This window comes from Streptomyces sp. NPDC048057, assembly GCF_040653095.1.
Lineage (GTDB): Bacteria > Actinomycetota > Actinomycetes > Streptomycetales > Streptomycetaceae > Streptomyces.
In genome coordinates this window covers 128,583-154,966 of sequence record NZ_JBEZNF010000004.1, presented here as the reverse complement: position 1 = coordinate 154,966, position 26,384 = coordinate 128,583, and the positions used below count along the sequence as shown (strand labels likewise).

25 protein-coding genes are annotated in these 26,384 nt (G+C 70.0%); 11 read left to right on the top strand and 14 right to left on the bottom strand.

The genetic code is table 11. The annotated features are described in order from the left end of the window. Window positions 1–662: 662 nt before the first annotated feature. Window positions 663–1,841 carry a methyltransferase domain-containing protein gene (locus tag AB0E05_RS06050; RefSeq protein ID WP_361959481.1) on the bottom strand — a complete coding sequence of 393 codons (1,179 nt, stop codon included), beginning with the start codon at window positions 1,839–1,841 and terminating at the stop codon, window positions 663–665. Window positions 1,842–2,437: 596 nt separating this feature from the next. Between AB0E05_RS06050 and AB0E05_RS06045 the strand changes: the two genes are divergently transcribed. Continuing rightward, entirely contained in the window at window positions 2,438–3,694 is a 1,257-nt protein-coding gene (locus tag AB0E05_RS06045; RefSeq protein WP_361959478.1) for a transcriptional regulator, read from the top strand. On the opposite strand, the gene AB0E05_RS06040 is transcribed toward AB0E05_RS06045, so the two are convergent. The 5 genes from AB0E05_RS06040 to AB0E05_RS06020 form a co-directional block, all read right to left on the bottom strand. Continuing rightward, window positions 3,675–4,337, bottom strand: coding sequence for an HAD family hydrolase (locus tag AB0E05_RS06040; protein ID WP_361959475.1), 663 nt, complete (start codon window positions 4,335–4,337; stop codon window positions 3,675–3,677). The genes AB0E05_RS06045 and AB0E05_RS06040 overlap by 20 nt on opposite strands. Window positions 4,338–4,531: 194 nt before the next feature. Further along, window positions 4,532–5,224, bottom strand: a complete 693-nt coding sequence (locus AB0E05_RS06035; protein ID WP_361959472.1) for a hypothetical protein — start codon at window positions 5,222–5,224, stop codon at window positions 4,532–4,534. Between the two features lie 277 nt (window positions 5,225–5,501). Then, window positions 5,502–6,782 (bottom strand): HEPN domain-containing protein, encoded by a 1,281-nt coding sequence (locus AB0E05_RS06030; protein ID WP_361959469.1) that lies wholly within the window; start codon window positions 6,780–6,782, stop codon window positions 5,502–5,504. Between the two features lie 499 nt (window positions 6,783–7,281). Then, window positions 7,282–8,442 carry a methyltransferase domain-containing protein gene (locus tag AB0E05_RS06025; protein WP_361959466.1) on the bottom strand — a complete coding sequence of 387 codons (1,161 nt, stop codon included), beginning with the start codon at window positions 8,440–8,442 and terminating at the stop codon, window positions 7,282–7,284. After that, entirely contained in the window at window positions 8,439–8,651 is a 213-nt protein-coding gene (locus AB0E05_RS06020) for a hypothetical protein (protein ID WP_361959463.1), read from the bottom strand. The genes AB0E05_RS06025 and AB0E05_RS06020 overlap by 4 nt, the downstream gene beginning before the upstream one ends. 232 nt (window positions 8,652–8,883) lie before the next feature. Here AB0E05_RS06020 and AB0E05_RS06015 point away from each other — a divergent pair, with 232 nt between their 5' ends. Both AB0E05_RS06015 and AB0E05_RS06010 read left to right on the top strand, forming a co-directional pair. Beyond that, window positions 8,884–9,648, top strand: a complete 765-nt coding sequence (locus AB0E05_RS06015; protein WP_361959460.1) for a helix-turn-helix domain-containing protein — start codon at window positions 8,884–8,886, stop codon at window positions 9,646–9,648. After that, complete coding sequence (locus AB0E05_RS06010; RefSeq protein WP_361959457.1) at window positions 9,645–10,118, top strand: NUDIX domain-containing protein; 474 nt, start codon at window positions 9,645–9,647, stop codon at window positions 10,116–10,118. The genes AB0E05_RS06015 and AB0E05_RS06010 overlap by 4 nt, the downstream gene beginning before the upstream one ends. Here the strand turns inward: AB0E05_RS06010 and AB0E05_RS06005 are convergent. Further along, window positions 10,106–10,675 (bottom strand): HD domain-containing protein, encoded by a 570-nt coding sequence (locus AB0E05_RS06005; RefSeq protein WP_361959453.1) that lies wholly within the window; start codon window positions 10,673–10,675, stop codon window positions 10,106–10,108. The two genes, AB0E05_RS06010 and AB0E05_RS06005, sit on opposite strands and share 13 nt — an antisense overlap. 140 nt (window positions 10,676–10,815) lie before the next feature. Between AB0E05_RS06005 and AB0E05_RS06000 the strand changes: the two genes are divergently transcribed. Genes AB0E05_RS06000 through AB0E05_RS05990 form a run of 3 tightly spaced genes read left to right on the top strand, consistent with a single transcriptional unit; the run spans window position 10,816 to window position 13,062 of the window. Then, window positions 10,816–11,298, top strand: a complete 483-nt coding sequence (locus AB0E05_RS06000) for a hypothetical protein (protein WP_361959450.1) — start codon at window positions 10,816–10,818, stop codon at window positions 11,296–11,298. Between the two features lie 52 nt (window positions 11,299–11,350). After that, window positions 11,351–12,292 (top strand): alpha/beta hydrolase, encoded by a 942-nt coding sequence (locus tag AB0E05_RS05995; RefSeq protein ID WP_361959447.1) that lies wholly within the window; start codon window positions 11,351–11,353, stop codon window positions 12,290–12,292. Beyond that, the gene (locus AB0E05_RS05990) at window positions 12,265–13,062 is read left to right on the top strand and encodes a GNAT family N-acetyltransferase (RefSeq protein WP_361959444.1); all 798 of its coding nucleotides are present in this window, start codon (window positions 12,265–12,267) and stop codon (window positions 13,060–13,062) included. Before AB0E05_RS05995 ends, AB0E05_RS05990 begins: the two co-directional genes overlap by 28 nt. Here AB0E05_RS05990 and AB0E05_RS05985 read toward each other — a convergent pair. Beyond that, window positions 13,031–13,543, bottom strand: coding sequence for a hypothetical protein (locus tag AB0E05_RS05985; protein ID WP_361959441.1), 513 nt, complete (start codon window positions 13,541–13,543; stop codon window positions 13,031–13,033). The two genes, AB0E05_RS05990 and AB0E05_RS05985, sit on opposite strands and share 32 nt — an antisense overlap. Before the next feature lie 70 nt (window positions 13,544–13,613). Further along, window positions 13,614–15,053 (bottom strand): RICIN domain-containing protein, encoded by a 1,440-nt coding sequence (locus tag AB0E05_RS05980; protein WP_361959438.1) that lies wholly within the window; start codon window positions 15,051–15,053, stop codon window positions 13,614–13,616. A 161-nt stretch (window positions 15,054–15,214) separates the two neighbouring features. Between AB0E05_RS05980 and AB0E05_RS05975 the strand changes: the two genes are divergently transcribed. The 3 genes from AB0E05_RS05975 (at window position 15,215) to AB0E05_RS05965 (ending at window position 18,392) form a co-directional block, all read left to right on the top strand. Next, window positions 15,215–16,063 (top strand): class I SAM-dependent methyltransferase, encoded by an 849-nt coding sequence (locus AB0E05_RS05975; protein WP_361959435.1) that lies wholly within the window; start codon window positions 15,215–15,217, stop codon window positions 16,061–16,063. Between the two features lie 128 nt (window positions 16,064–16,191). Next, a complete protein-coding gene (locus AB0E05_RS05970; RefSeq protein ID WP_361959432.1) occupies window positions 16,192–17,625 on the top strand; it encodes an MBL fold metallo-hydrolase in 1,434 nt (477 codons plus the stop codon). Further along, complete coding sequence (locus tag AB0E05_RS05965) at window positions 17,622–18,392, top strand: sulfite exporter TauE/SafE family protein (protein ID WP_361959429.1); 771 nt, start codon at window positions 17,622–17,624, stop codon at window positions 18,390–18,392. Before AB0E05_RS05970 ends, AB0E05_RS05965 begins: the two co-directional genes overlap by 4 nt. A 116-nt stretch (window positions 18,393–18,508) precedes the next feature. Here AB0E05_RS05965 and AB0E05_RS05960 read toward each other — a convergent pair whose 3' ends face one another. Then, complete coding sequence (locus AB0E05_RS05960; RefSeq protein ID WP_361536119.1) at window positions 18,509–18,796, bottom strand: metal-sensitive transcriptional regulator; 288 nt, start codon at window positions 18,794–18,796, stop codon at window positions 18,509–18,511. Between the two features lie 135 nt (window positions 18,797–18,931). Between AB0E05_RS05960 and AB0E05_RS05955 the strand changes: the two genes are divergently transcribed. Then, window positions 18,932–19,564 (top strand): rhodanese-like domain-containing protein, encoded by a 633-nt coding sequence (locus AB0E05_RS05955; RefSeq protein WP_361959425.1) that lies wholly within the window; start codon window positions 18,932–18,934, stop codon window positions 19,562–19,564. Between the two features lie 139 nt (window positions 19,565–19,703). Here AB0E05_RS05955 and AB0E05_RS05950 read toward each other — a convergent pair whose 3' ends face one another. Next, window positions 19,704–20,525, bottom strand: coding sequence for a lipase family protein (locus AB0E05_RS05950; RefSeq protein WP_361959422.1), 822 nt, complete (start codon window positions 20,523–20,525; stop codon window positions 19,704–19,706). Between the two features lie 270 nt (window positions 20,526–20,795). Here AB0E05_RS05950 and AB0E05_RS05945 point away from each other — a divergent pair, with 270 nt between their 5' ends. Next, a complete protein-coding gene (locus AB0E05_RS05945) occupies window positions 20,796–22,160 on the top strand; it encodes a DUF1266 domain-containing protein (protein WP_361959419.1) in 1,365 nt (454 codons plus the stop codon). A gap of 25 nt (window positions 22,161–22,185) precedes the next feature. On the opposite strand, the gene AB0E05_RS05940 is transcribed toward AB0E05_RS05945, so the two are convergent. The 3 genes from AB0E05_RS05940 to AB0E05_RS05930 form a co-directional block, all read right to left on the bottom strand. Continuing rightward, window positions 22,186–23,721, bottom strand: coding sequence for a DUF2252 domain-containing protein (locus AB0E05_RS05940; RefSeq protein ID WP_361959416.1), 1,536 nt, complete (start codon window positions 23,719–23,721; stop codon window positions 22,186–22,188). A 68-nt stretch (window positions 23,722–23,789) separates the two neighbouring features. Next, window positions 23,790–24,707, bottom strand: a complete 918-nt coding sequence (locus tag AB0E05_RS05935) for a phosphorothioated DNA-binding restriction endonuclease (protein ID WP_361959895.1) — start codon at window positions 24,705–24,707, stop codon at window positions 23,790–23,792. 43 nt (window positions 24,708–24,750) lie between these two features. Then, window positions 24,751–25,998, bottom strand: coding sequence for an MFS transporter (locus tag AB0E05_RS05930; RefSeq protein ID WP_361959892.1), 1,248 nt, complete (start codon window positions 25,996–25,998; stop codon window positions 24,751–24,753). Between the last annotated feature and the right edge of the window lie 386 nt (window positions 25,999–26,384).

Sequence of the window (26,384 nt, the reverse complement as noted above, 5' to 3'; positions counted from 1 at the left end):
GCGGGCCGCGCGCGCTGGCGGCCCGGGGCCGCCGCCGCTCCATGTCTTCGCCACCGCTGCGGCCGACCCCCGCCGCTCAGCGCGCAGGAAGCGCGAGCGGTCACATGCCGGTGCGGACCTCTGAACAACCCGTCGGATCGCACCCGACGCGGCGACGGGGGAGAGCAACGACCCCGCCGCAGCTCCACCGGGGCCAAGCGGTGCCAGGCGATGCGCGCCTTCAGCACGGGCCGTTCCCCACTGGCCGGGGCGGACGACCTGCGCGGCTTTACCCACCTGCGCGGATCGGGGCCCGCGTCGGGCAAGCCCAGGGGGCCACTCGGACACATTGCGGGCAGGGGCAAGCCTGCCCGAGTTGCCGGGCAGCGTACGGCCCCCTGGCCATGCCCGACCCCAACCCGAGCAGGACACCGGCCAAAGCCGCTCCGGTCGACCGCGATGCCGGGTGTACCGACCATTTCCCTCAGCCCCTTCACTTCAGAACCCCAGCTTTGGCAAGGGCTGTTGGCCGCCCACGCGGAAGGTGGGAACGACGACAGCCCCGGTACCATCGGCACCAGGGTCCTGAACAGGGACTCTCCGACCGGTCCGCCCCGCGTGCTGCCAGGCTCAGGGGCGGACCGGTCTCAGTTGTCGGTGTTGGGCACGCGGCCCTCAGTGCCTCATGTCGGAGGCCGGCAGGGTTTCGACGGGTCGTCGAGCCAGACGGTTTGCCCTTCCGCTGTGACGGTGAGCCCGAACCGTTCGAAGTCGGGACGCCGCGCGTCCCGCCACCAGCGCAGGGCCTCTTCGACTTCGTCCCAGAGGCGTCGTGGTCCGGCCTGGCGGACAGTGGCGAGGCCGGCGCCGTTGCGGAAGAGGACCACCGCCCAGGACTTGTCCGTGAGGCCGTAGAACCAGACGGGCTGGACTCCGCCGCGGGAGGGTGCGGGGGCGTGGACGCAGTCGGGGACGCGGGTGCCGACGGCGAGGTGGGCGGGTTCGAAGCGGCCGGCGCCGAGGTTGGTGGCCGTCACCGACGTGAGGGATTTGGCCGCGCTGCCGAAGCTGTGCGCGGCGAGGTAGTCCGCGTGGTTCGGCCAGGTGAGCCGTTGGGCGCGGACCTTGGTGAACTCCACCGGTCCGAGGAAGCGCCCGGACGCTGAGCGGCCGTCGTCGGCGACGGTGAGAAGGACGTTCACGTCCAGGGGTGCGTAGTGGGTGCCCCACGGAACCAGGATCAACCCGCCAGCACAGGACTGTTCCACCCACGCGTACGGAATCGTCCGGACTCCGCAGGTCGCGATGGTGCGGTCATAGGGAGCACCGGCCGGGTGTCCGCGTAGCCCGTCCGCGCTGACGACGGTGACGGGCAGCCCGAAGCGCCGGAGGACGACCCGCGCTCGGGCCGCGATGGGGGCGTCCACTTCCATGCTGACGACGTTGCGTCGGCCGAGGCGGTGGGCGAGGAGTGCGGTCGACCACCCGGTGCCCGTGCCGATCTCCAGGACGCGCGAGCCGGCGCCCACGTCGAGGTCGCGGAGCATGGAGAGGGTGATGCTGGGCATGGACGACGAGCTGGTGGGTTCGGTCAGTGGGGTGTGGGCGTCGCTGTTCTCGTCCCACTGGGTGACGATGGGGACGTCACAGTGCGCGTAGGTGTGCCAGGCGCCGGGTTCCTTGAACCTGGAGACGCGGACGTGGTCCCCGCGGCCGGGGTCGTACGGCCAGATGATGTCCGGCAGGAACGCGGAGCGCGGTACGGCGGCGAAGCTGGGCACCCAGTCGGACGTCAGGTCCTGGCGCGCGAACAGGGCCCGGGCCAGGGCCGACCACACGGCATCGGTCGCGGAAGCCCTCACGCCAGCACCCCCGCAGTAGACGTGGCGTTCGTGCAGCGGCAGCGCGCGCACTGGCAGGGCGGGAAGCGCATGGGATCTGCCGGCAGGTCCCTGGGCTCGGCGCAGCACACGACCGTGGTCGGACCCCAGGTCCGGCCCGAATCCCGCGACACCCGCAGCGTCATCCGGGCCCGGTCTCCCTCGTCCGAATCCGTGGTGGGGACGAGTTGGGTCATCCGTCCCACCGCATCCGCCGTTCGTACGCGAGAAAGTACGGCCGGACCAGGGGCCCGGGGTCGTTGCCGATCGAAGGTAAAGGGGAGGGAGCCCCCGGGATACGTGCGACGGCGGGCGTCACGATGTCTCGGTGGCGACCTGAAGGCTTGAACCCCAGGAATCGGAGCATCCGGTTGAAGCGATCGCGCAGCGGCACGTCAGGACTCCCTCAGTCAGAAAGCGGGGTGTCCCAGACTGACGGCCACTGCGGTCACTTACGAGGGCTTCTGAAGGTCTTCAGGCGTCCCACAAAAGGACTTTGAGTCCTCATCACGAGAATGGGGCTAACAAAGGAGGACATGTTGTGGGACCTTCGAGTGACAACCTGATCGGAGGTGCCCATGTCCCACCCAAGCGGAAACGTCCGCTTGAAGAGCGCCCGCGTAGCTGCTGGATACGTCTCGCAACAGAAGCTCGCTGAGGCGATGACCGCCGCAGCACCAGAGTTGGGAATCCGTGGCCTGTCCGTCGGAGTACGGCAGGTGCGCCGCTGGGAGTCGACCACCCCTCCGTGGCCGCACCCGGACCACCGGAGACTGCTGACCCATCTGCTCCGCCAGGACATGGAGCAGCTTGGCTTCACCCCGCCCCACGACCAGGGCGCGGAGCACCGGGCGATGGTCATGACCGGAACCGCGGTGGGTTTGTCGCCGGTGCCGCGTCTGACGATGGCACCGACACAGCCCGACTCGGTGGGCGACGACTACGAGGCCGTAACGCGGTCGCACCGGCGCCTGTACTGGAGCGTCGCCCCCGTGACCCTGCATCCCGTCGTCATGGCCCACGCCACGATGGGAATCGCGCTGCTGCCCGAGACGGCCGGGGCGACCCGTCACCGCGTGGCGGCGGCCCTTGCGGAGTCCTGTCTCCTCGCGGCCCGCATGGAGTTCTTCGACATGCGGCAGCCGGAGGCCGCCAACGACACGTTGGTGAAGGCGCTGCAAGCCGCCAGCGAAGCGGACAACGCCCTTCTTGGCTCAGCGGTTCTCGCGCACTCGGCGTTCATCCCGGGTTGGGCCGGGCGCCGGGACGAGGCGTTGGAGCGGATGGTGGCGGCCAGGACGTACGCCCGGCGCGGACCCGCGTCGACGGAGTTCCTGGCGTGGCTGGACGCGGTCGAGGCCGAGTGCGAGACGCGGTGCGGCGAGACCCGCACGGCGTTGAACCTGATCACGCACGCCGAGGACGTGCTGGCGACGGAGTCCGAGCATCCGAACCCACCGTGGATGGACTGGTTCAGCCCCGTGCGACTCGCCGCCTTCAAGGGGAACACCCAGCTCAAGGCCGGGCACGTGCCGCAAGCGAGGGAGACCCTGACCACGGTTCTGGAGGAGTTGCCCGAGTCCGACGACAAGCAGCGCACGGTGATCCTGGGCGACCTTGCGGCCGTCGAGGCAGCGGACGACCGCCCGGAGGCCGCGTGCGCGTACGCGCTCCAGGCGCTCGATCTCCTCGCGACGACGTGGTACGCGACCGGCATGGACCGGGTGCGCGACGTCCGGAGGACGCTCTCCCGGTGGCAGAACGAGCAGTGCGTCCGCGACTTGGACGATCGGCTCTACGGCTGGTCGACGACGCTCAGCGCTCTGATGCGTTGAGCTTGGCGATCTGCTCCGGGAGTTCCAGGAGGCTGCTGATCCGCAGGGTCGGCAGCCTCTCTGCGTCAGAGGTGTTCCACTGGATGTTGGCCCACGGCCCGCGGCGGATCAGTGCAGTGGGCATGCCGGCCGCGACGGCGGGCCGAATGTCGTTGTCCACGCGATCCCCGACGTACAGGATCTCCGAGACGTCGAAGGGGACGACAGAGGCGACCCGTTCGAAGAACGCACTGTCGGGCTTGGAAGCTCCCCAGTCGTCACTGGTCCCGATCAGATCCACGTCGCCGGTGAACAGCCCACGCAGCAGCCCACCGGCCCGTACGGTCTGGTTCCCCGCGATCCCGAGCCAGAGCCCGTCCGCACGGAGCTGCGCCAGCGCAGGCCGCACGTCGTCGTACAGATCCTCTTCCCCGAAGTACTCGGGCTGCCCGGCTGCCGCCCGCCGTTCGCGCTCCTGGTCGAGGTCGAAGCCGGGGCGAACCTCCTGGAACGTCTCGCGGTAGTCCCGCCCTTGGGCGATGACCGCGCCGAACACGGCGGCGAAGGTGTGCCGGGGGACCCCCAGCCAGTCCGCCCAAGTCCCGTACTCACGCGTCTCGTCCACGAGACATTCCCCGACATCGAACACCACTGCACGAATCATGGGGCTGATCTTACGGGTGGGGTCGGCCTGCCAAGCTCACCGTTTGCAAATTCGAGCCTCTGTACGCACTGGCCGGATCTTCTAGATGGGAGGAGGCGGCATGGAAAAGCATCTTCGCGTACCCCTATATCCTACTGCCGAGTCCGAAATTTACGCGCATGTGGAATGAGCGCCATGGTGCCAGGAATGGTTCTCTACATGCCCTCTGGGTTCCATTTTGAAATTACTCCTGGATTGCAGCTTCGACATGCTTTGGCAACGTCACCCGAAGCGAATCCATCTGGCCAGAATCGTTCGAGATGGACTACATCTCCCAAGAAAAAGTTCACTTCCCCTCTCGTTAGATCCTGCAAGAATTGATAGTCGAGGTTGAACCAGTCGAACCCTAGATGGCTGTAGGTTCCAATGGCGGATTGATTTTCATCGTAGATTACCCCGTGACCTCCACTCCACAGGCTTCCACCGTCTAGACTGTGGACCTCTCTAAGGTGCTTACCAAGCTCGTACTTGGCCAAGTTGATGTTCATTTCCAGAACGAAATTCGGCAGTACGCTCGAAACTCCATTCATGTAATCAATCACCATTTGAGGGACCCGGACGCCGTCTTCAGCTAGACGGCAACAGATGTTTTTGACAAAGTATTTGGCAAGGGATATCCGTTCTCTTCGCCAATTTTTTCCATAAATCCGAGAGAAGCGGATGTGCCCGGACTCTACAATCGCTCCCGCGTTTCGATGTATAGATAGCGCGAAAGCGTCATAGGCCAAATCGAAAGGTTGACTCTTCGTGTTATTGCAGGAAGCGCAGAGCACTTTGGCAAATTTCAAGCTGTTCGAGTTAGGCCCCTGGATGCGTTCTTCGTAGCCGTTGCTGGACCTGACGCGCACAACCGGCTCATTCCATGGGGCTGTTCCGAATGACCTTACTACGTCAGCCTTCTTGTGACGATGCTCGCGAGAGTCTGCGGGATTGCTGCACCACCAGCAGTTTCCTTGATAATCACGGTAAAAGCGCGACGAGTTGAGTGGTTTTGGATTATTCATGCAACATGCTCGCATATTGGGCGGAGTATAGAATTCGATTCCGTGGTATAGGGAAACGACGTCAGTATTAGATTGTCGAGCTTCTTGGTAAGATCAAAAGCACGCTTAGTGGTAGGTCGCGCTAACCAGCCCGCACTACCGAGCGCACTTTGCCGCACAGCCACTGGAACTCCGGGTAGTTGGCGATAGATTCGAATACCGGCTTCGGCGCTTTCGCCTCCTTTAGAAGGCAGATCACTGCGAGCCAATAGAGGGACTCGGTCAGGAAGTATTGTTCGGAATTCTCTCGACCGCTTCCCAGGTTGTGTGCTACGTGGTCGCGATCCAGCTTTACGAGCCGAGCCCACTTCGCTCGGTCGCCAGTCATCTTCATGAACTGCGCTCCAGCGAAATTTGCGCACCGGGCCATCCGGTGGCGAAACTCAATTCTATCTCCGTGCTTCCACCTATCGAAGGACTCCAACGCTGCTGCACGATTCAAGAGTCGGTCGCTAAGGGGCATGGATTCGACATAACGGCCGCCCATGATCCGAGCCAGGGCCATTCGGTTAGCTGAAGCCACTCGAATCCACTCAGCCACAGTGGGCAATCCGCCCAGCACATCGAGGGAAAAAACCATCCTGGTTGGTGTTTTTACGGGCCCATTTCGCCAAGCGTTCCACCTCGCATAGAATTCAATTGGCTGCATTGGGTCTTTCGGGCCGTAACGAATATCGGGGTGCAGGAAGCTCAGTTCCTCAAACTGTGCGACTCGGTTGGTCCCTATAGACACAAGATCTTGAACGTGGCTGGCAACGTTCAGAAGTTCCTCAGTCGACTTTACTGATTGGGCCTCGTAGTGAAAGTAAAACTCTTGCCTAATGCTCCGTTCGGTAATCCCATCACCTGACAGGTACAGACGATGTCGGAGATCCAAATGAGCGCCGTCAGGCAGGCCCACTCGCACCGGTGGAATTTCCCGTCCGGATAGGGTTATTCGTGGATCGAGTGAAGCCGAGTTCCCGATTGCAGGATCTTGTATCCTTTCGGTGATTCCAAATTTGTTAACCCAATGGTTGACGAAGCGTGGAATGAAGACCACGCCGACTCCGCCAAGTTGTTCCGAAGGGTCAAAAAGGGCGTTTCTGAAGACTTGATTCGCGAAAATTACCTGAGTGGTGAATTCTCCGGTCTTGGTCACCTTCCTTTGGAAGCAGTCTTCAAGCGTGTATGATTTATTGCTAGCGTATCCGTGGATGCGTGAATAATTGGCGTCTTCTTTCCCGAATGGCCCCAAGGCTTCTGCGAATCCGCCCAGGAGGGTGAGAGTGGTGCCCTCTTGGCTGTTGCGTATGGTTCCCGGAACGCTGAATTCCTCTTTCCCGGGTAGCCACCACTTTCCGTGCTCCTCGAACTCCCGCACAGGGTCCCTCCTTCGCCCTCATTGGGAGAATATATCGGCGTGATGGCGTGTGCGGGAGTGGTTTTGATGCTTGAGCGATATCAAGTAGTGGAGACGGCGTCCTGGTCTCGTGCGGACCAGTTCATGACAAGTGAAGCTCTGTGGTCGTCCATCGGCCAGGGGCCGCGCGCCTCCAGCGCGTTCGTGGATTGCTCTCAGGCTGTGGCCGTTCGACAGAAGTAATGTTCCTGAGCATGGGGAGCGGGCACAGCAGCGTCTGCGGTCCCAAGGCGAGATCGAGCAAGCGTTGCTTGACAGCAACCGTGACAGCAACGACGGCACACAGACACCCATGACTGCCCACGTGGACACGCGGCGTTCGCAGCCGTCGGCGGTCCTGGGCACGTGCTGCCCGATCCTACGGATCAGAAGGTTGCAGGTTCGAATCCTGCCGAGTGCACAGCAGGCGAGGAGCCCCGGAGAGATCCGGGGCTCTTTGCGTTGTCGTGGTGCGTGCTGGCTAGGGGTGGTCGAGCCAGACGGTCTGTCCTTCGGGGGTGACGGTGAGCCCGAAGCGTTCGAAGCCGGGACGCCCGGCGTCCCTCCACCAGGACAGGGCCTCTTCCACCTCGTTCCAGAGGTGTCGTGGTCCGGCTTGGCGAACGGTGGCGAGTCCGGCGCCGTTGCGGAAGAGGGCCAGGGCCCAGGAGTGGTCGGTGAGGCTGTAGAGCCAGATGGGCTGGACTCCGCCGCGGGTGGGAGCGGGGGCGTGGACGCAGTCGGGGACGCGTGCCCCTACGGCCAGGTGGGAGGGCTCGAAGCGCCCGGTACCGAGGTCGGTGGTGGTGACCGAGGTGAGGGATTTGGTGGCGCTGGCGAAGCTGTGGGCATCCAGGTAGTCCTGGTGGTGGGGCCAGGGCAGGCGGTGTGCGCGGAGTTTGGTGAACTCCACCGGCCCGAGGAAGCGGCCCGACGCCGAGCGGCCGTCGTCCGAGACGGTGAGGCGGACGGTGACGTCGAGGGGTGAGTAGTGGGTGCCCCAGGGAGCGAGGATCAGCCCGCCAGGGCGGCACTGTTCCACCCAGGCGTACGGGATGGTGCGCACGCCGCAGGTGGCGATGATCCGGTCGTACGGAGCACCCGGTGGGTGTCCGTGGAGCCCGTCGGTGCCGATGACGGGTGCGGGGAGCCCGATGCGTCTCAGGCTGCCTCGGGCTCGCGCTGCGACGGAGGCGTCCACTTCGACGCTGATGACGTTGCGTCGCCCGAGCCTGTGGGCGAGCAGCGCGGTCGACCACCCGGTCCCGGTGCCGATCTCCAGGACGCGGGAGTCGGCTTCGACATCGAGGTCCCGCAGCATCGACATGGTGATGCTCGGCATGGACGACGAACTGGTGGGCTCGATCAACGGGGTGTGGGTGTCGCTGGTCTCGTCCCACTGCGTGACGATCGGCAGGTCACTGTTCGCGTAGGTGTGCCAGGCGGCCAGTTCGTCGGGCCGGGAGATACGAACGTGGTCTCCACGGCCGGGGTCGTACGGCCAGATCACGTCCGGCAGGAACGCGGAGCGCGGCACGGCGGCGAAGCTGGGCACCCAGTCGGACGTCAGGTCCTGGCGCGCGAACAGGGCCCGGGCCAGGGCGGACCACACGGCATCGGCGACATCGCGGCGCGCGCTCACGCCAGCGCCTCCGGGGTGAGCCGGGCGTTCGTGTCGTGGCAGCGGGGGCACCGGCAGGGCGGGAAGCGCATGGGTTCGACGGGGAGGTCCCTGGGCTCGGCGCAGCACACGACCGTGGTCGGGCCCCACGTACGGCCCGAGTCCCGCGACACCCGCAGCGTCATCCGGGCCCGTTCTTCATCACCTGGCGGCAGGCCGGGGTGCGTCATTCGTCCCACCTCGGAGCTGGCGTGGCGGCGGGGCGAGGGCGACTTGATGGTTTACGCAGTGGCATGACGCGCTCCTCAACAGGGATGGCCAGGCCCGACGGTGAGCGGGCGGCAAGTTGCGGAGATCCTGGCCCGCGTCATCAGGACGGGGGAACCTCCTTCGAACCCCACTTGGGGACGTTCGTGTCCGGTAGAACGTCCCCAAAGCCGTCCCGAGCCCGAGGAGGAAGCCGTGCCGAACCAGAGACTTCGAGCCGCGCTGGCGGCGGGAGGTTGGACGTACGCCACACTCGCGAAGACGGTCGGCATCGACCCCAAGTCGGTGGAGCGTTGGGTCAACCTCGATCGCACACCGCGCCGGACCACAGCCGCGTTGGCGGCGGATGCCCTGGGGGAGAGCGCGTACGCCCTCTGGCCCGCCCTGCGACAGACGCGGACGGCGCGTGCCAACAGCCCGGAGCTGGTGGCGTTCTACGAGCGCCGGTCCGACCTTCCCGTATCGGCGTTCGTTGACCTCATGGTGCAGGCGAGGGAGCGGATAGACGTACTTGTGTACTCCGGATTCTGGCTGACGGAGGATTCGACATTTCACCGGGTCGTCGGGGAGAAGTCCGCTGCTGGTGTGCAGATCCGCTTCCTGCTCGGCAACCCTGGCAGTGACGCGGTCGCGGTTCGAGGCGCGGATGAGGGCATCGGCGCGGCTCTGGCGGGCAAGATCCAGAACGCGCTGGTCAACTACAGGTCGTTCTTCGGGCTGCCCGGCGTGGAGTTCAGACTCCACGCGACGACGCTGTACAACTCCATCTATCGGGCGGACGACGAGATGTTCGCCAATGGCCACCTCTACGGGATGGGGGCCTACTTGGCCCCGGTCCTGCACCTTCAACGGGTGTCTGGAGGCGGGATGTTCGACTCGTACGCCGAGAGCATCGATCGGGTCTGGGAGTCGGCACGGCCCATCTCCTCGCCCACTGACCTGGGAGGTCTACAGACATGAGCCGGATCGACCACTTCCGCGATCCCGACGCCCCGGAGGCGAACTCCGTCGTCCCCTCCGTCACGGCCGTCGTCAGGGACGGAGCCGGGCTGCTGCTGCTCATCCACCGGACCGACAACGACCTGTGGGCACTGCCCGGCGGCGGCCACGACATCGGAGAGCGCATCGGAGACACGGTGGTGCGCGAGGTGGAGGAGGAAACCGGCATCCTGGTCGAGGTGGACGGCATCGTGGGGCTGTACTCCGACCCCGAGCACGTGATCGCGTACGACGACGGTGAGGTCCGGCAACAGTTCTCGATCTGCTTCCGGGCCCACCCGGTGCGCGGGTCCCTGCGAACCAGCAGTGAGTCCAAGGAGGTCCGTTGGGTCGATCCCGCCGGCCTGGACGTACTCGACATCCACCCGTCCATGAGGCTCCGCATCCAGCACGGTCTGGACGCGTCAAGGCGAGACCCCTACATCGGCTGACCGCCCGGTGCGGACTCGGCCATACGGCGTTCGACGCGATGCACGGCGGCATGCATCTCCGGTGTGGCCCGCTGGATGAAGCGGCCGACGACGGTGTCCGGTCCGTACCGCCGGACGATCTCCGCCAGCCGGTCGGTCGGTGTCGTGGGCTTCCCGTACGGCGTCGTCGTCATGTCGCAGAAGAGCAGGGCGTCCCGAAGTTCGGGCTGCTCCTGCACGAACTCGCTCTCCAGGTCGCGCCGTAGGCCCCGCTCCTCGGCCTCCAGCACGGCGCAGGAGTGGTGAGCCACGAGGCTGACGACGCGTTCATCGGCGTGCTCCTCGTGCCGGAGGAAGCGGGCCCCGTCGAGCGGGTGAAAGCCCGTGGTGGCGATCGACGGCGCGTAGCCGATGTCGTGGAGGACCGCTGCGGACTCCAGCAACTCCGCGTCGTTGCCAAGGATCGGCGCGAGAGAGCGGGCCCGCTCGGCCACACCGAGACAGTGGGCCCAACGGCGTGGGAGCGGCTCGGACAAGAGGGATCCGGAGAGTGCGTGGGCCCAGCGAGTCAGCTCCATGGGGAGCAAGGCTACGGGGGCGAGGAGCGTGCGCATCTTCGTCGGCAGCAGGAGGCCGTCGCGGGCGCGCTCCGTACCGACGTGTCGGGGACGGGGGCGGAGGGCATCATCTCGGCGGAAACGTCGCGAAGGGGGATGCCGTGAACGAGTCCGAAGGTGAGCCCGACAGCGAGCGCGAGGAACTCGGCAAGGTCATCGAGTTGCGGATGAGGGAGTACGAATCCCTGCGGTCCGAGGTCGTGCAGCGGATTGCGGCGCGGCAGCAGTTGGCGGGGTACGCGGGGGCGGCCACGGCCATTGCGGCGACGTTGGGGAGCAATCTCGGGTACTGGCGGTTGGTGATCGTCGGGACCGTCGTGCTCGTTGCGTTTCTGTATTTACGGGACAGCAATGACGGCATTCAGCGGCTCGGGAAGCATCTGCGGGGCGTCGAGGACGACGTGAACGACCTGGCCCGCAGCGCCTATGGGCGGGACGTCCTGTCCTGGGAGTCGCGGCGGCAGGTCGTGCGGAACGAGGAGAAGGGGGTCTGGAAGCTGATCGGGCGCATCGGGGGGTGGCATCGGGACGATCGGAGCGTGCGGGTGCCCGCGCCGCGGGGTGGGGCGCAGCTTGGCGGGTGAGGCAACCAGGTGCAGAGGGGCGGGAGTTGGGGCGCGCCTATCATGGCGCCCCATGAGTCAGTTGCTGAGCCTGGAGGCTCCGGAGCGCGCGCGGCCGGTGCGTTTGCGGACGCGGCGGGGGGTCTTCGCGGCGCTCGACGTTCCGGCCCTTGGCGGGGCGGGCGGGGGGACGGCCTTGCTCGTGCCCGGATTCATGGGGAGCAAGGAGGACTTCCTGCCGCTGCTCGCCGGGTTGAGCGAGGGGGGCGTGCGCGTCCTGGCGGTCGACGGCCGGGGGCAGTGCGAGACGGGGGACGGCGGTGCGTCGGAGCCCTCGTACGGGCGGGGGGAGCTGGCGAAGGACCTCGTGGCCGTCGTCGAGGCGATCGGCGCGGGGGCGGTGCATCTCGTCGGGCATTCGTACGGGGGGAGTCTCGCGCGGGCGGCCGTGCTCGACACGGAAGGGGATCCGGAGCTCTGGGCGTCCGTCACGCTGATGAACTTCGGGCCGGCGGGGGTGTCGCAGGGGCAGCAGGAACGGCTTCGGCTGCTGCTGTCCGTCGTCGATTCGATGTCGCTCGCGGACATGTGGCCCTTCGTGCGGAACGACGACGTCGCAACCCCGCCGGACGTGGCGGATTTCCTGGAGAAGCGGTGGCTGAGCAACACGCCGGGCCAATTGGCCGCGGTGGCCCAGCAGATGTTGAACGAGACGGACGACACGGGCCGGCTGGCCCGTCTTTCGCTGCCGACGTGCGTGATCTCCGGGACTCCCGACGAGACGTGGGCTCCCGAAGGGGTCGAGAAGATGGCCCGCGAGCTTGGGGCCGCGTTCGTCAGGATCGAAGGCGGTGGGCATTCGCCGAACGTGCACCGGCCCGACGAGACGGTGTCGGCGCTCCTGGAGTTCTGGCTCTCCTGCGCGGACGCGGACTCCTGCGCGGACGCGGACTCCTGCGCAGCCGCGGACGTCCGTAAGCTGCCCGCATGTCAGCCGAGGTCCTCCAGCGCGTAGCCGCCTTCCGTTCGTCCTTCGCGCGGCGCCAGGCCGCGGTGGTGGAGGACGTGCCCGGTGGGGTGGTGGTGCTGGATCCGCAGTACGCCGCGTCGTACGAGAACAACCAACTCGTCGTCGACGGTGCGCCGGACCCCGACGGGCTGCCCGAGCTGGCCGACCGCGTCCTCGGGCACCTGGCGCATCGGCGGATCACCGTGCTGGACGACGCCGTCGGGGGCGGGTGCGCGGCCGTGCTCGTCGCGGCGGGGTACGCGCACGAGACCGAGCTGGTGATGACGTACTCCGGCGTCGTCGGCCGGCCGGACGAGCCCGCGCGGACGGTCCGGCTCGGGGAACTGCACGACGCGGTGGTACGGCAGCTCAGGGTGTGGATGCCGCGGGCCGAGGAGCGCGTGGTGCAGGAGCTCGCGGGGCGGCGGGCGGCGCGGTTGCGTGGGGCGGACGAGGTGCGGTTCCTCGCCGTACGGGACGCGGACGGCGTCGTCGGGTCGTGGGCCGACCTCTATCTCGACGCGGCCCGCGGAGTCGCGCAGATCGAGGACGTCGTCACCGCCGACACCCACGCCCGGCGCGGCTACGCGGACACCCTCCTCGCCACCGCGCTCCAGCACGCCGCGGGCTGCGGGCTCGTCTTCCTCCTCGCCGACCCCGACGACTGGCCGCGCCACTGGTACGCCCGCCGAGGTTTCGTCGTGGTCGGTCGTTCGCACGTCTTCACGCGGGCGCCGGAGCGGATCAGTCGAGCGTGCCCAGGTCCTCGCGCATGATGCGGCGCATCGCGGTGAGCTTGGGTTCCGCGGCCTTCAGGTCGGTCAGGGCGCGGGCCGCGTCCTCGCCCTCCCGGGCCAGGCCGCGATCGATCCGTTTGACGACGGCGTCGGCCCCGGCCAGGACGGCGTTCAGCTCGCGGGAGGCGTCGAGGACGGCCTCGGGGACGATCATCTGCGCTTCGGCGTAGCGGTCCCGGTACTCGCGGCGGGCCTCCTCGACCTGGAGGCGGTCCTCGTCGGCGTACACGCCGTCCCGCAGGCGGTGCAGGGCGTCCTTCAGCATGGTGTGGAAGTGGCGGGAGGCGCGGTTCATCGCGGTGTACGCGGTGCGCCGGTCGTCGAAGTGACGCCGGCGCTCCTCGGTGCGGAGGTCCTCCGCCCGCTGGCGCCTCGTGGCCCGTACCGTGATCAACGGGGCGAAGAGGGTGCCGAGCACCCCGGCGACGGCGGCGATCATGGCGGCGGTGGTGGCGCTCATGTCCACGACACTACGACGGTGTCGCGGTGGGCCGGGCGGCACCCGCCCGGCCCACCGGCGCGCTCTGACCTCAGGGCGCCAACGTCCACCGCTGGCTGTCGCTGTTGTCGCAGGTCCAGACGCCGAGCGCGGCGCCGTACCGGGACGCCGTCAGACAGCCGCCGTCATGGCCGACGACCTCGTACCGCCCGCCGGCGACCTGGCGCAGCGTCCACTTCTGGTTCTCGCCGTTGCCCGCGCTCCAGATCTGGGCGAAGTGGCTCGTGCCGTCCACCACCCGGGAGCGGTCGGAGTTGGAGTCCAGGACCTTGCCCGCGTCGAGGGCCGAGGTGATCCGGTGGCGACCGTCGGCGAGCCGGTCCAGGTTCCAGCGCTGGGCCGTGTGCGCGCTGCTCGTCTCGGCCTTCACCTTGGTGCCGTTGGCGGTGCTCGCCATGTCGACGTCGGCCGCCCAGCCGCCGACCGCGCTCCGCAGCTGCGCCTTGGCCGGCACCGGAGTCGTGGAGCCGCCGCCGCGGATGAGGAAGCGGCTGTTCGCGATGTTCCAGTTGCGGTCGAGATAGCTACCGGGCTGGGGCTTCGGGTTGAAGTACATGTTCCGGTTGCAGTCGATGACGGCCCGCTCCGGGAAGTCGCAGGGGACCAGTCGGCCCGGCGGGTTGGGGATGTTCCCGTCGTCGTAGCACATCAGGTCGCCCTGGACGTAGCAGTGGGCCCCGTTCCCGGTCGACTTGGGCGCGTTCGGCTGGACCGCGCCCATGGTGTGCAGGAGTTCGTGCACGTCGACGTTGGGGTCGCTGAAGCATCCGCGCGGTCCCATGCCGATCATCGGCCAGGCCGACCTGGTGTTGTTGGCGTTCTCCTGCCCGGGACGCTGGTCGACGTTGTAGCCGAAGCCGAGGCCGCAGACGTTGTTCTCGGCCCAGATCAGGTACTTGCGGTCGTTGCTGGTGTGGCCCTGGGCCATCACCGCGCGCCAGGTGGGGTCGCCGTCGCCGTCGATGGCGGCCTGGGGGACGACGACCCGGGTGATGGTCGGGCGGCAGCTCGCGTCGTGGACGAAGCGGACCTCGCGGCGCTCCCCCATCCGCTCGGACGCCTCGACGAACTTGGTGTTGAGGTTGGCGGCGTGGGCCTGGAACTGCTCGCGGAACTGGTCGAACCGGTCGGGCTGCCGGTCCCCGCGGACGTACATGAGCTGGACGCGGGGGCCGCTGGAGCCGTCCCCGTCGCAGCGGGGGGCGGAGGCGATCCCCACCGAGGCGCGGGCCTTGTCCCGCTGCACGGGCAGGCTCTTGTCCTCGATGACCCGGAACGTCGGGTCGGCGTCGGGGGACGCGGAGGGGCCGGGCTTCGCGGCGGACCGGGGTTCGGCGTCGGGGCGGGCCGTGTCGGCCTGCGCCGATCCTCCCGCGACGACGAGGGTCGAGAGGGCGGCGGTGGCGACGGCCAGGGCGGCGGCGCCGCGTATCCACGAGGTCAGACGCACGGGTCTTGGTCGGAAGATCATGCCGCGGAGTGTGCGGGCCGCACGTCAATTTTCGATCAACGGTCGCGCACCGCCGGCGCAACGCCGATGCCGGTCGAGGTGGCCGGCGCGCGAGCCGCGCGGATCGGGCGGCCCCGCCCGTACGACGTGCGGGCCGCGTCCCTCGTACCTAGGGTCGAGATATGGGCGAGGGCGCCGCGCGAGGATTCCGGCTCACGCAGGGTGACGCTCCCGACCGGTACGAGCAGTACGTCGCGCCGGTCATGGAGCCGTTCGTCGAGGCCCTGTTGGAGGTCGCCGGGCTGCGGCCCGGGCTCGCGCTGATCGACGTGGCCTGCGGCACCGGGTTCGTGGCGCGGAGCGCCGCCGTGCGGATGGCCGGCGGCGGGAGCCGCGTCGTCGGGGTCGACCTCGTGCCGGGGATGCTGCGGACCGCCGCCGCGCGCGCCGCCGACGACGGCGTGGTCGTCGAGTGGCAGGAGGCCGAGGCGGGCGATCTGCCGTACGCGGCGGGCGCGTTCGACGTCGTCCTGTGCCAGCAGGGGATGCAGTTCTTCCCCGACCGGGGCGCCGCCGTCGCCGAGTTCGCCCGGGTGCTGCGGCCCGGTGGGCGCGTCGCCGCCACCGTGTGGGTCGAGGCGGCCCGGTCGCCGTTCTTCGCCGCGCAGCAGCAGGCGTACGAGCAGGTCGGCGGGGTGGAGCTGGGCGACTGGTGCGGCTCCGCCTTCGGGTGCTCCGCCGACGAGCTGACCGGGCTGTTCCGTGCGTACGGGCTGGATGACGTGGTCGCGCGCGAGGTCGTCGCGGAGGTCCACCTGCCCGCGCTGACGGCGTACGTGCCCGGGTGCCTCGCCGCGACGCCCTGGGGGCAGGCCCTCGCCGAGGCCCGGCCGGACGGCCTGGCGCGCGCCGGGGAGATCGTCCGCGGGCTGCTCGCGCCGTACGCGACCGCCGACGGGTCCGTCACCCTGCCGTTCGTTTCCAGCCTTGTCACGGGCGTGCGCCGCGACAGCGCGGCATCCCGCTTCTGAGCCCGGTCTGAGCCCTGTGCACCCCCTCCGAACAGGGGTTTTGCTGGGGGCTTGTATACCCCCGGGGGTAATTTGGTACGGTCCAGATATACCCCGGGGGGTAAACCGGCAGGGAAAGGAACAAGGCAGTGTTCTTCATCGACACCGTTGAGGTGCCGGGACTCGGCAATCGCAGCTACCTCGCCGGCGGCGGCCGAACCGCCGTCGTCGTCGACCCGCCCCGTGACATCGACCGGGTCCTGGAGGCCGCCGCCCGGCGCTCCGTGCGCATCACGCACGTCGTCGAGACCCACGTCCACAACGACTACGTGACCGGCGGGCTCGAACTCGCCCGCGTCACCGGCGCCGCCTATCTGGTGCCGGCCGGTGCCCGCGTCGCGTACGAGCGCACCCCCGTCGCCGACGGGGACCGCGCCGACGTCGACGCCGACCTCGTGCTGCGCGCCGTCGCCACCCCGGGGCACACCCCGCACCACACCGCGTACGTCCTGGAGGAGGCCGGCACGCCCGTCGCCGCGTTCACCGGCGGCTCGCTGCTCATCGGCACCGTCGGGCGGCCCGACCTCGTCGAGCCCCGCCTCACTGAAGGGCTCGCCCGGGCGCAGCACGCGTCCGCGCACCGGCTCGCCGACGAGCTGCCCGACCAGACCGCCGTCCTGCCCACGCACGGCTTCGGCAGCTTCTGTTCCTCCGCGCAGAACGGCGCGGTCGGCGGCGGCAGCACCATCGGCGCGGAGCGCATCGGCAACGAAGCCCTGGTCAAGGACGTCGACACGTTCGTCGCCGAGCTGCTCGCCGGGCTCGACGATATCCCTGCGTACTACACGCACATGGGGCCGCTGAACGCCCGCGGGCCGCAGCCCGTCGACCTGGCCCCGCCCGCCGTCGCCGACGCCGAGGAGATCGCGGCGCGGCTGGCCGAGGGCGAGTGGGTCGTCGACCTGCGCAATCGGGTCGCGTTCGCGGCGGGGCACGTCGCGGGCGCGGTGAACTTCGAGGCGGAGGGGCAGCTCGCCACGTATCTGGCCTGGCTGGTGCCGTGGGGCAAGCCGATCACCCTGCTCGCCGAATCGCCGCAGCAGCTCGCGGACGCCCAGCGGGAGCTGGCGCGGGTCGGGATCGACCGGCCGGCCGCGGGGGCGACGGGCGCGGTGGAGGGGTGGCTGCGCGACGGTGAGCAGCCGCGTTCCTTCCGGCGCGCGACCTTCGCGGAGCTGGCGGACTCGGTCGGGGACGGGGTCGTCGTGCTGGACGTACGGCGGGACTCCGAACGCGCCGCGCAGGGGTGGGTCACCGGGTCCGTCCACATACCCGTGCACCAGCTGCGGTCCCGGCTGGGCGAGGTGCCCGGGGGCACGGTGTGGGTGCACTGCGCGGGCGGCATGCGGGCCGCGATCGCCGCGTCCCTGCTGGACGCCGCCGGGCGCGAGGTCGTCGCCATCGACGACGGCTTCCTGGCGGCGCAGGCGGCGGGGCTGGCGCTCAGCGAAGCGAACGGTGCCAGCGAAGTGAACGTTGTCAGCGGAGCGAACGCTGCCGATGCCGGTGACCCGACGGCATGACCGCACTCGTTCTCGCGCTGCTCGCCGGGGCCGTCGTCGGTCTCGCGCTGGGCGGCCTCGGGGGCGGCGGCAGCGTCCTCGCCGTCCCCGCCCTGATCTATCTGCTCGGCTTCAGCCCGGCCGCGGCCACCACCGCGAGCCTGGTGATCGTCGCCGTCACCTCCGCGACCGCGCTCGTCGTCCACGCCCGCGAGGGCAACGTGCGCTGGCGCACCGGTGGCCTCTTCGCGGCGGCGGGCCTCGTGCCCGCGGCGCTCGGCGGCGCGCTCGCCGGGCGGCTGCCGGAGGCCGTGCTGACCGGGGCTTTCGCCGTGATCGCCGCGGTGGTGGCGGTCCGGATGCTCCGCCCCGCAGGGGCTGACGACGGTGCCACCGAAGCGGTACGGCCCGGGCGGCCGGGTGCCGCGGCCGGCGCGGGTGCCGGACTCGGCGCGGTGACCGGCGTCCTGGGCGTGGGCGGGGGCTTCCTCGTCGTACCGACCCTGACCGGCACGCTCGGGCTGCGCATGCGGGCCGCCGTCGGCACCAGCCTGCTGGTGATCAGCGTGAACGCGCTCGCCGCGCTCGCCACCCGCTCCGGGACGGCCGAAGGGCTGGACTGGGGGCTGATCGCGCCGTTCGCGGGCGCGGCGGTGCTGGGGGCGTGGGACGGCAAGCGGCTCGCCGGGAAGGTGGACGCCGGGACCCTGCGGAAGGTGTTCGCGTGGGGGCTGGCGGCGGTGGCGGCCGTGATGCTCGTGGACGCGGTGTGGTGGGGCTCGTGGTGAGCGGCGGGCGCGATGCGGCGGTGCCCGCGGTGAGCGGCGGTCCCGGAGTTACGCGGTGGGGGCGCCGTACGACGTACGACGCCCTGGTCAGCGGCGCTGCGGCGGCGCGCGCCGCGTCACGCCAGCGACAGGAAGAGCTTCTCCAGCCGCGCCCGCATCTTCTCCGGGTCCTCCTCGCGCTTCGCACCCGACTCGATGTCGGTCATGCACTGCTGGAGGCCGGTGGCGATGATGGCAAACCCCGCCCGGTCGAGGGCGCGCGACGCCGCGGCGAGCTGGGTCACGACGTCCTCGCAGTCGCGCCCCTCCTCGATCATGCGGATGACTCCGGAGATCTGCCCCTGCGCCCGGCGCAGGCGGTTCAGCACGGCCTTCAGTTCGGCCGCGGCCATGTCCAGCTCCACGAACGACCCTCCTCGATGGATCCCCCTGAGACCTCTGGCGACGTCCAGATACCCCTGGGGGTAATTTACCCCGATTCGGCACCCGACTGCGAACACCGAGGTCGGCGCCGTAACGCAAGGGAAAGGCAGTAGAAGATGAGCACGAACACGAACACGAACGCCGGCATCGGCGCGCGCCTCGACGTCGACGGGGCGTACGCCCGGCTGTCCGAGCTGGCCGTCGTCGACGTCCGTACGCCCGGTGAGTACGCCGCCGGACACCTGCCCGGCGCCGTCAACGTCCCCCTCGACCAGCTCCGCCGGGCGCTGCCCGAGCTGACCGGGGCCGCCGGGCGGCGACCGCTGCTGATGGTGTGCGCGTCGGGTGCGCGGTCGGAGCGGGCCTGTGCGGCGCTGGCCCGGCACGGGGTGCGCGCCGCGACGCTCGTCGGCGGCACGTCGGCGTGGGCGGAGCGCGGGCTGGCGCTGGAGCACCCGGAGTCCGTCTCCGGGGCCGAAGCCGGGACCGTCTGCGCGGTGCCCCGCCGTGCCTGGGCCATGGACCGCCAGGTCCGGCTGACCGCCGGCACCCTGGTGCTGACCGGTGTCGGGCTCGGCGCCCTGGTGCACCCGGCCTGGCTGCTGCTCGCGGGGGGCGTCGCGGGCGGGCTGGTGTTCTCCGCCCTCACCAACACCTGCGGCATGGCCGCGGTCCTGGCGAAGCTGCCGCACAACCGGCCCGCGCCCGCGGACCTCACGGCGTCGCTGGAGCGCCTGCGGGCGCTGTGAGCGCGCCGTTACGCCGCCGTCGCCGTACGCCCGTGAAGAAGAGGGGCCGCCCGATGTGTCGGGCGGCCCCTTTGACCCTTCCGTCTCCTCCGTCTCCTCAGCCGAAGGCTTTCGGCGGAGGCCCTTCGGCGGAGGCCCTTCAGTCCAGGTTCTTCTCCAACACCGCGATGTAGTTGGTGATGAAGTGGTCCCGCACCCCGTCGCTCGCCGGCGCGAACGCGTCCGCCGTCAGCCCCCGCGCCCGGTCCGCGAGCCCCGGCAGCAGCGGCATCGCCGAGTGCAGCTTCCCCTTCGCGTCGAAGTAGCGCACCGCGTCGACGTGGGTGTACGCCGGCTCGGGCGGCAGCTGCGGCACGATGTCGTTGTTGTTCACGAAACGGTAGAAGCGGTCCTTGAAGCCCTGGTTGGTCGCCGCCGCGAGGGTCCGGTCGCAGGTCCGCGGCTGCCCGAAGGTGTACACCCCGTCCGCACGCACCTTGGGCTTCTCCAGGTACAGCTGGCAGCCCGCGAGCATCGCCAGCGCACCGCCCAGGCTGTGCCCGGTGAACCACACCGTCTGTTCGCCGTCCCGGAACTCCGCGATGGTGTCCCTGACCTCCGGGTACACCGAGTCCAGCGCCGCGCCGAAGCCGTAGTGCACGTATCCGGTCATCGCCGGCCCGGGCCACGGCGGGGTGTTGGCGTCCGACAGCCAGTCCCGGATCTGCACGGGCTCCGTCCCGCGGAACGCCGTCACGATCATCCGGTCGCTGGCCATGGTGTACGCCTGGGTGTCGTCCAGCGCGAACGGCGGCTCGAACAGCGACTCGTGGTGGCGCACGCGGTCGAAGCCCCACTCCTGCGCCTGCCGGCGGACCTGGTCGGGCGGCTGGTACGCCAACTCCGCTGCCCGCGCCATCCAGTAGGCGTGCGGCAGGCTGTAGCCGGTGGCTCGATGGTCGATCGTGGACGGTACGGGCACGAACGGGTCCCCTTCTTGTTCCGGTGCTTACGGTATTTCTGTTCGTTCCAGTTGTTTCGGCGCCGACTCCTTGTCCGCCGACTTCTTGTCCGCCGACTCCTGGTCCGCGGACGCCTGGGCACGCGTACCCGTCACTCGTACCGACGTCGGGCGTCGAACGGCCGTCGACACGACGGCCGGACGCCGCCGTCACCCGGCCGCGCCCCGCGCACCGTTCGACCGGCCCACCGCCGCGTCGGGCTCCGAACACCCGCTCGGTAGAGTCGTCCCATGGGGACGGGCATGGGGATGGACATGGGGAACGGGGAGGGGCTGACGACCGGCCCGGGCCCCGACGGTGCGTTCGGCGACGCGTCCAGCGGAGCACCCGGCGGCTTCGGCGGCCCGCCGCCCCCCGGTGGAAATCCCGGGACGGCGCCCTCCTGGCAGGCCCCCAGCCACATCGAGCGCGAGCTGTACGAGGCGAAGACGCGCGGCGACTGGCCCGCCTACTTCGACGTCCTCGGCCGCAACTGGCTGTACGCGGCCGAGTCCCGCACGTTCGTCGACGCCAACCCCGACCGCATGAAGCTGCTGCCGCACTTCTCCCCCCAGGTCGGCGCCCAGTGCCTCGCCCTCGTCACCGAGGGCATGCTGCCGGTGCCGACCCAGGACCCCGTCTACACCTCCGGCTCCCTCGGCTGGTTCGCCCGGGAGTGGAAGCAGCACGACCCGCCCTGGATCGTGATCAACCCCGGCTCCCCGTGCGAGGCGTACTTCCCCACCACCCCCGCCCACCGCGCCCAGTGGCTGCGCCACGCCCTGCCCTCCGAGGACGGCTTCGGGCTCAACGGCCGGCTGCGCGCCCTGCACGTCGGCGGCCCGCTGCACGGCCCGGTGGCGCACGGACTGGCCTGCGGGGCGCTGCTGTTCGTCGGCAACGGCGAGTTCTGGAACGCGGTGGGCTACCACGGCGGCGGCTACCTGCGGGAGCGCAGCCGGCTGCGCGAGTGGTGGGGCATCGACACCCGCGCGGACTGGCAGCAGATCCTGGAGCGACTGCTGCGCGCCGAGATGGTCAGCCCCGTCTGGGAGTTCGCGCTGCAACTGCGCCGCTCCCTGGCCCTGGACTTCGCCGGCGCCGTCGAGGTCGACCACTGGCGCGCCGTCGCCGAACGCGTCGTCCGCGCCAACGCCGACCGCGCCGCCGAACCGCGCATCACCCCCGAGGGCGTCGCCCCCGGCGAGGTGCGCCCCGAGTCCGAAGTGGCCGCCCAGATCGCCGGCGTCCAGCGGCTCATCGGCCGGATCGCCCGCTACGAGGCCCGGTTCCGCGCCGACGGACTGCTGCCGGAGGGCGGCTTCATCCGCTCCGTCGAGGCGTGGGACTACGGCCGCGCCTCCTGCATGGCCCGCTGGGGCCTGGGCGCCCGCTACTGCACCGTGGCGGAGACGGAGGACGGGCTGCTGCGCGCGGGCCGGGCCTGTCGCGCCAACTACCGCTCGTGGGAGGAGATGTCGGCGGCGTACGTCCTCGGGCGCTGCCTCCACTTCGACGAGGAGGAGTTCGGCGACTGGTACGAGAACGCCCTCGCCTCCCACCGCACCCTGACCACGGACCCCGCGAGCCCCTGGCGCAACATCCCCTGGAAGTAGCGCCGCCGGTTCGAGGGGTGCGGCGTCACGCCTCCTCGGCCCGCACCCGGCCCTTGCGCACGGCGTCCACCAGCGCCTGGTGGTCGCGCTCGTTCTGGTCGGCGTACTGCTCGGCGAAGGTGACCACCGCGGTGTCGAAGACGTCGCCGCCGCCCAGGTACGCGCCGATCGCGATCCGGTCGCCGGAGCGGGCGTGCGCCCGGGCCAGGGTCGCACCGCACAGCTCCGCGAAGAGCCGCATGCCGCGCGGGACCATCGACTGCGGGACCACGATGCCCTTCCAGTCGTGCAACTGCCGCACGTAGAAGTCGCGCTGCGGCACGTCCACGTCCGTGATCCGCTCCCAGCCGAGGAACACGTCCCCCACGGCCTGCATCAACCGCTGCCCCGCCACCACCCGCTGCCCCTGGTTGTCGTACGCGCTCTCGCCGACGTGGGGGGCGAGCACCGAGCGGTCGGCTTCCTTGGCCTGGAGGATCAGCGGATCGCCGTCGTCCCGGCCGAGCAGCAGCAGGATCCAGCAACGGGTGCCGACGCTGCCGACGCCCACCACCTTGCGGGCGATGTCGACGACCCGGTACTGCGCCAGCAGGTGCCGGCGCTCCATGGGCAGCGAGGTGGCGTACCGCTCGACCAGGTCGTGGATCTGCTGGACCAGCCGGTCCAACTCCGCACCCCGCAGCAGTTCGTCGACGGGCACGACCAGCGGCGGATCGGCGACGAAGCGGCGTCCGTCGTCGCGCATCTCGGTGAGCTTGTGGAACGCCTGGAGGCTGTCACGGGTCCGCGCCTTCGCCATCGCGTCGGCCAGCCGCATCCGCCCGCGCTGGTCCAACCGCTCGTCGGCGAGCGCCTGCACCTGCTCCATGTCGCCGTGGTCGTACCAGACCTCCAGATGGCCCATGCCGGCGTACGCCCTGATCCGCTGCCGGTACGTGCGCACCGCCGCGCGCACCACGCCGGCCCGCTCCTTCTTCGAGTAGCCGTTCTCCCGGCCGGCGATCACCAGGCTGGTCGCGAGCCGCTTCACGTCCCACTCCCACGGCCCCGGCAGCGTCTCGTCGAAGTCGTTGATGTCGAAGACCAGCCGGCGCTCGGGGGAGCCGAGCAGCCGGAAGTTCATCATGTGGGCGTCCCCGCAGAGCTGCGCGGTGAGCCCGGTGCTGGGCGTGGCCGCCGCCAGGTCCCCGGCCATGATCGCGGCGGCGCCGCGGTAGAAGCGGAACGGCGACTCGACCATCCGCCCGTACCGGATCGGCACCAGCTCCGGCACGCGCGTCGCGGACTGCGCCTCGACGACGTCCACCGGATCGCGCCGCCGCGCGTCCGGCGCGTACTCCGCGTGCTGCGACCGCGGCACCTCCTTGCGCACGGCCCGCCCCCGTTCGGCCCGCTCCCACGGCGACAACGCACTGCGCCGCCCGCGCCGCAACAGCCCCCCGTAGGCCAACTGCTCCTTCGCCGGCCGCGCTTTCGCCGCCTTCTTCGGAGTCTCCTTCGGCGCCCCTTTCGCAGGACCCTTCGCCGGCTGCGTCCTCGTCGCCCGCTGCTTGGCTGCCATGCCCGCTGCACCTCCGACCGGAAGCGGCACCACGGCGTCGAGGCCCGTGGCACCGACCCCACCTGCCATTATTCTCCGCTCGCCGGCACGCGCACCCCGGCCGCCGGCTCCCTCGGCTTCCCGTGGAAGACCTGCGCCTCGTGCCACTCCCGGTGCTCGGCGGCGATCCGCGGGTTGCCCGGTTGGGGGCCCAGCAGGGGGCGGGCGGACAGGGCCAGGACGTGGGTGCGGGCGGATTCGCTGCGGCCGACGAAGGACTGGGAGACCATGACGTGGTGGGTCGGCGTGACGCCGAGGACGCCCTTGTCGAAGAGCTTGTGGTGCAGGGAGCACAGGCACAGTGCGTTGTCGACCGTGTCCGGGCCGTCCAGGGCCCACCAGCGGACGTGGGCGGCTTCCAGGCCGACCGGGGTGGTGCCGATGTGGCCGTCGTAGCCGCAGAAGGCGCACTGGTACTCGTACGCGGTGAGGACCAGGTCCCGCAGCTGGCGGTCGCGGCTGCGGCGGCGGGCCGAGACGGTCGCGGTCTCCGCGAGTTCGAGTTCCAGGCCGACGGCGTCGCAGAGTTCGCCGTGCAGGGACGGCGGGAAGTGCCGGTCGAGCAGGACGCGGGCGATCCGGCCCAGCAGGGCGGAGTCCTGACGCAGGGCGCGGCGCAGGTCGGGGGCGAGGCGGCCGACCGCGTTGGCCTCGCGTAGTTGCGTCACGCCGTTGCCGGGGCTGCCGGGGCCCCGCGAGGTGTGCACCTCCCACACGCCGTCGCTGGCCAGGTGGTGGAAGGGATAGTTGGGGGACTTCCTGTTGCGCGGCGCGTACTCCCCGAGCAGGCGCTTGAGGTCGTCCTCGACCGCGCTGTACGCGAGCGCCCCGTCCGGGTCCTCCTGGAAGCGGCCCAGGGCGTACAGGAACAGCAGCGGCTTGTGGGGCGCCCGCATGCCGTTCTGAGCCCATTGCCGTAGTTTGCCCGCCTGTTCCACCCAGTCCATGGCCATGGACAGCGATCGTACGATCCGACGCCGACAGCGGTCCCTAGCGTTCTCTGGTCTCCGGCAGCAGCAGCACGCACACCAGCGACACCAGCGCCATCAGGCTCACGTACCAGCCGACCGCCCAGGAACCGAGCTGGTCCTGGAGGCGGGTGGAGACCAGGGGAGCGACGGCGCCGCCGAGGACGCCGCCGAGGCTGTAGGCGGAGCCGGCGCCGGAGTAGCGCAGGTGAGCGGGGAAGAGCTCCGGCAGGAAGGCGCCCATCGGGCCGTAGATCACGCCCGAGATGAACAGCGTGCCGCCGATGCCGAGCACGATCATCGAGAGCCGACCGGTGTCCAGCAGGGGGAAGAGCAGCGGGCCCCACAGCACCGCGGCGACCGTGCCCGCCAGCACCATGCGGCGTCGGCCCAGCCGGTCGGAGCGGGTCGCGGCGAACCAGGTGCCGACGGCGAGGAGGAGGGCCGCGACCATCTCGGCCAGCAGCATCGTGGTGCGGCTGATCCCGAGCGTCTTGGTGCCGTACGCCAGGCAGTACGTCGCGGCGGTGTAGAACAGGCCGTACGCCACCACCATCCCGCCCGCGCCCAGCAGCAGTTCCCGCGGGTGGTCGCGCACGACGTCGACGAAGGGGTTGCGGCTGGTGCGCCGGTCCGCCACCACGCGGCGGAAGGCCGGCGTCTCGCTGATCCGCAGCCGGACGAACAGGCCCACGGCCACCAGCGCCAGCGACAGCAGGAACGGCACCCGCCACGCCCACCCCTCGAACGCCGAATCACTCAAAGCGCTGGTCAGCAGCAGGAAGACGCCCGTCGCGGCGAAGAAGCCGAGGGCCGGGCCGAGTTGGGGGTACGCCGCGAACCGGCCGCGCCGGTCGGCGGGGGCGTGCTCCACCGCGAGCAGCGCCGCGCCGCCCCACTCGCCGCCCAGCCCGATGCCCTGGAGGAAGCGCAGCGTCACCAACAGCGCCGGAGCCCACGCGCCCCAGGTGTCGTACGTCGGCAGCAGGCCGATCGCCGCCGTCGACAGGCCCATCAGCAGCAGCGACGCCACGAGCATCGACTTGCGGCCGAGCCGGTCGCCGAAGTGGCCGAAGAGGACGGCGCCCACGGGGCGGGCGACGAAGGCCACGGCGTACGTGGAGAAGGACGCGAGCACGCTGTTGACCGGGGAGAGGTGCGGGAAGAACGCGTCGTCGAGGACGAGCGCGGCGGCGGTGCCGTAGATGTAGAAGTCGTAGAACTCGATCGCCGTGCCGACGAAGCTCGCCGCGGCGACGCGCCGCCGCATCTCGGGCGAGGGGGCGGGTTCGTGGTCGGGGGAGGACGGGTCCTCCCACCCCTGCGACCCCGGCTCGGACTCGTCCCGTCTGGACTCTTCCTGTCTGGACGGCATGCGATTCCCCCTGGCGGTGTCGGGGCGGCAGCTCCGGCGCGGCGCACCGCAGCGGGTCGGCATCGCAGAGGTACTGCCCGGGGCGCGACCACATGAACCGGCGATCCCCGCGGGCAATGCCCTCGCCTTCGCGGGCGTGGTGACGCCGTGCTGATCAGGCGATCGTGGCGCCCGCGGCCCGGTGTTGCTCGCGCGGTTCCCCGCGCCCCTGATTCGCTACCCCGTCACTCAAGTGCGGGCGGGTGGCGGGGGTTTTCAGGGGCGCGGGGAACTGCGCGACC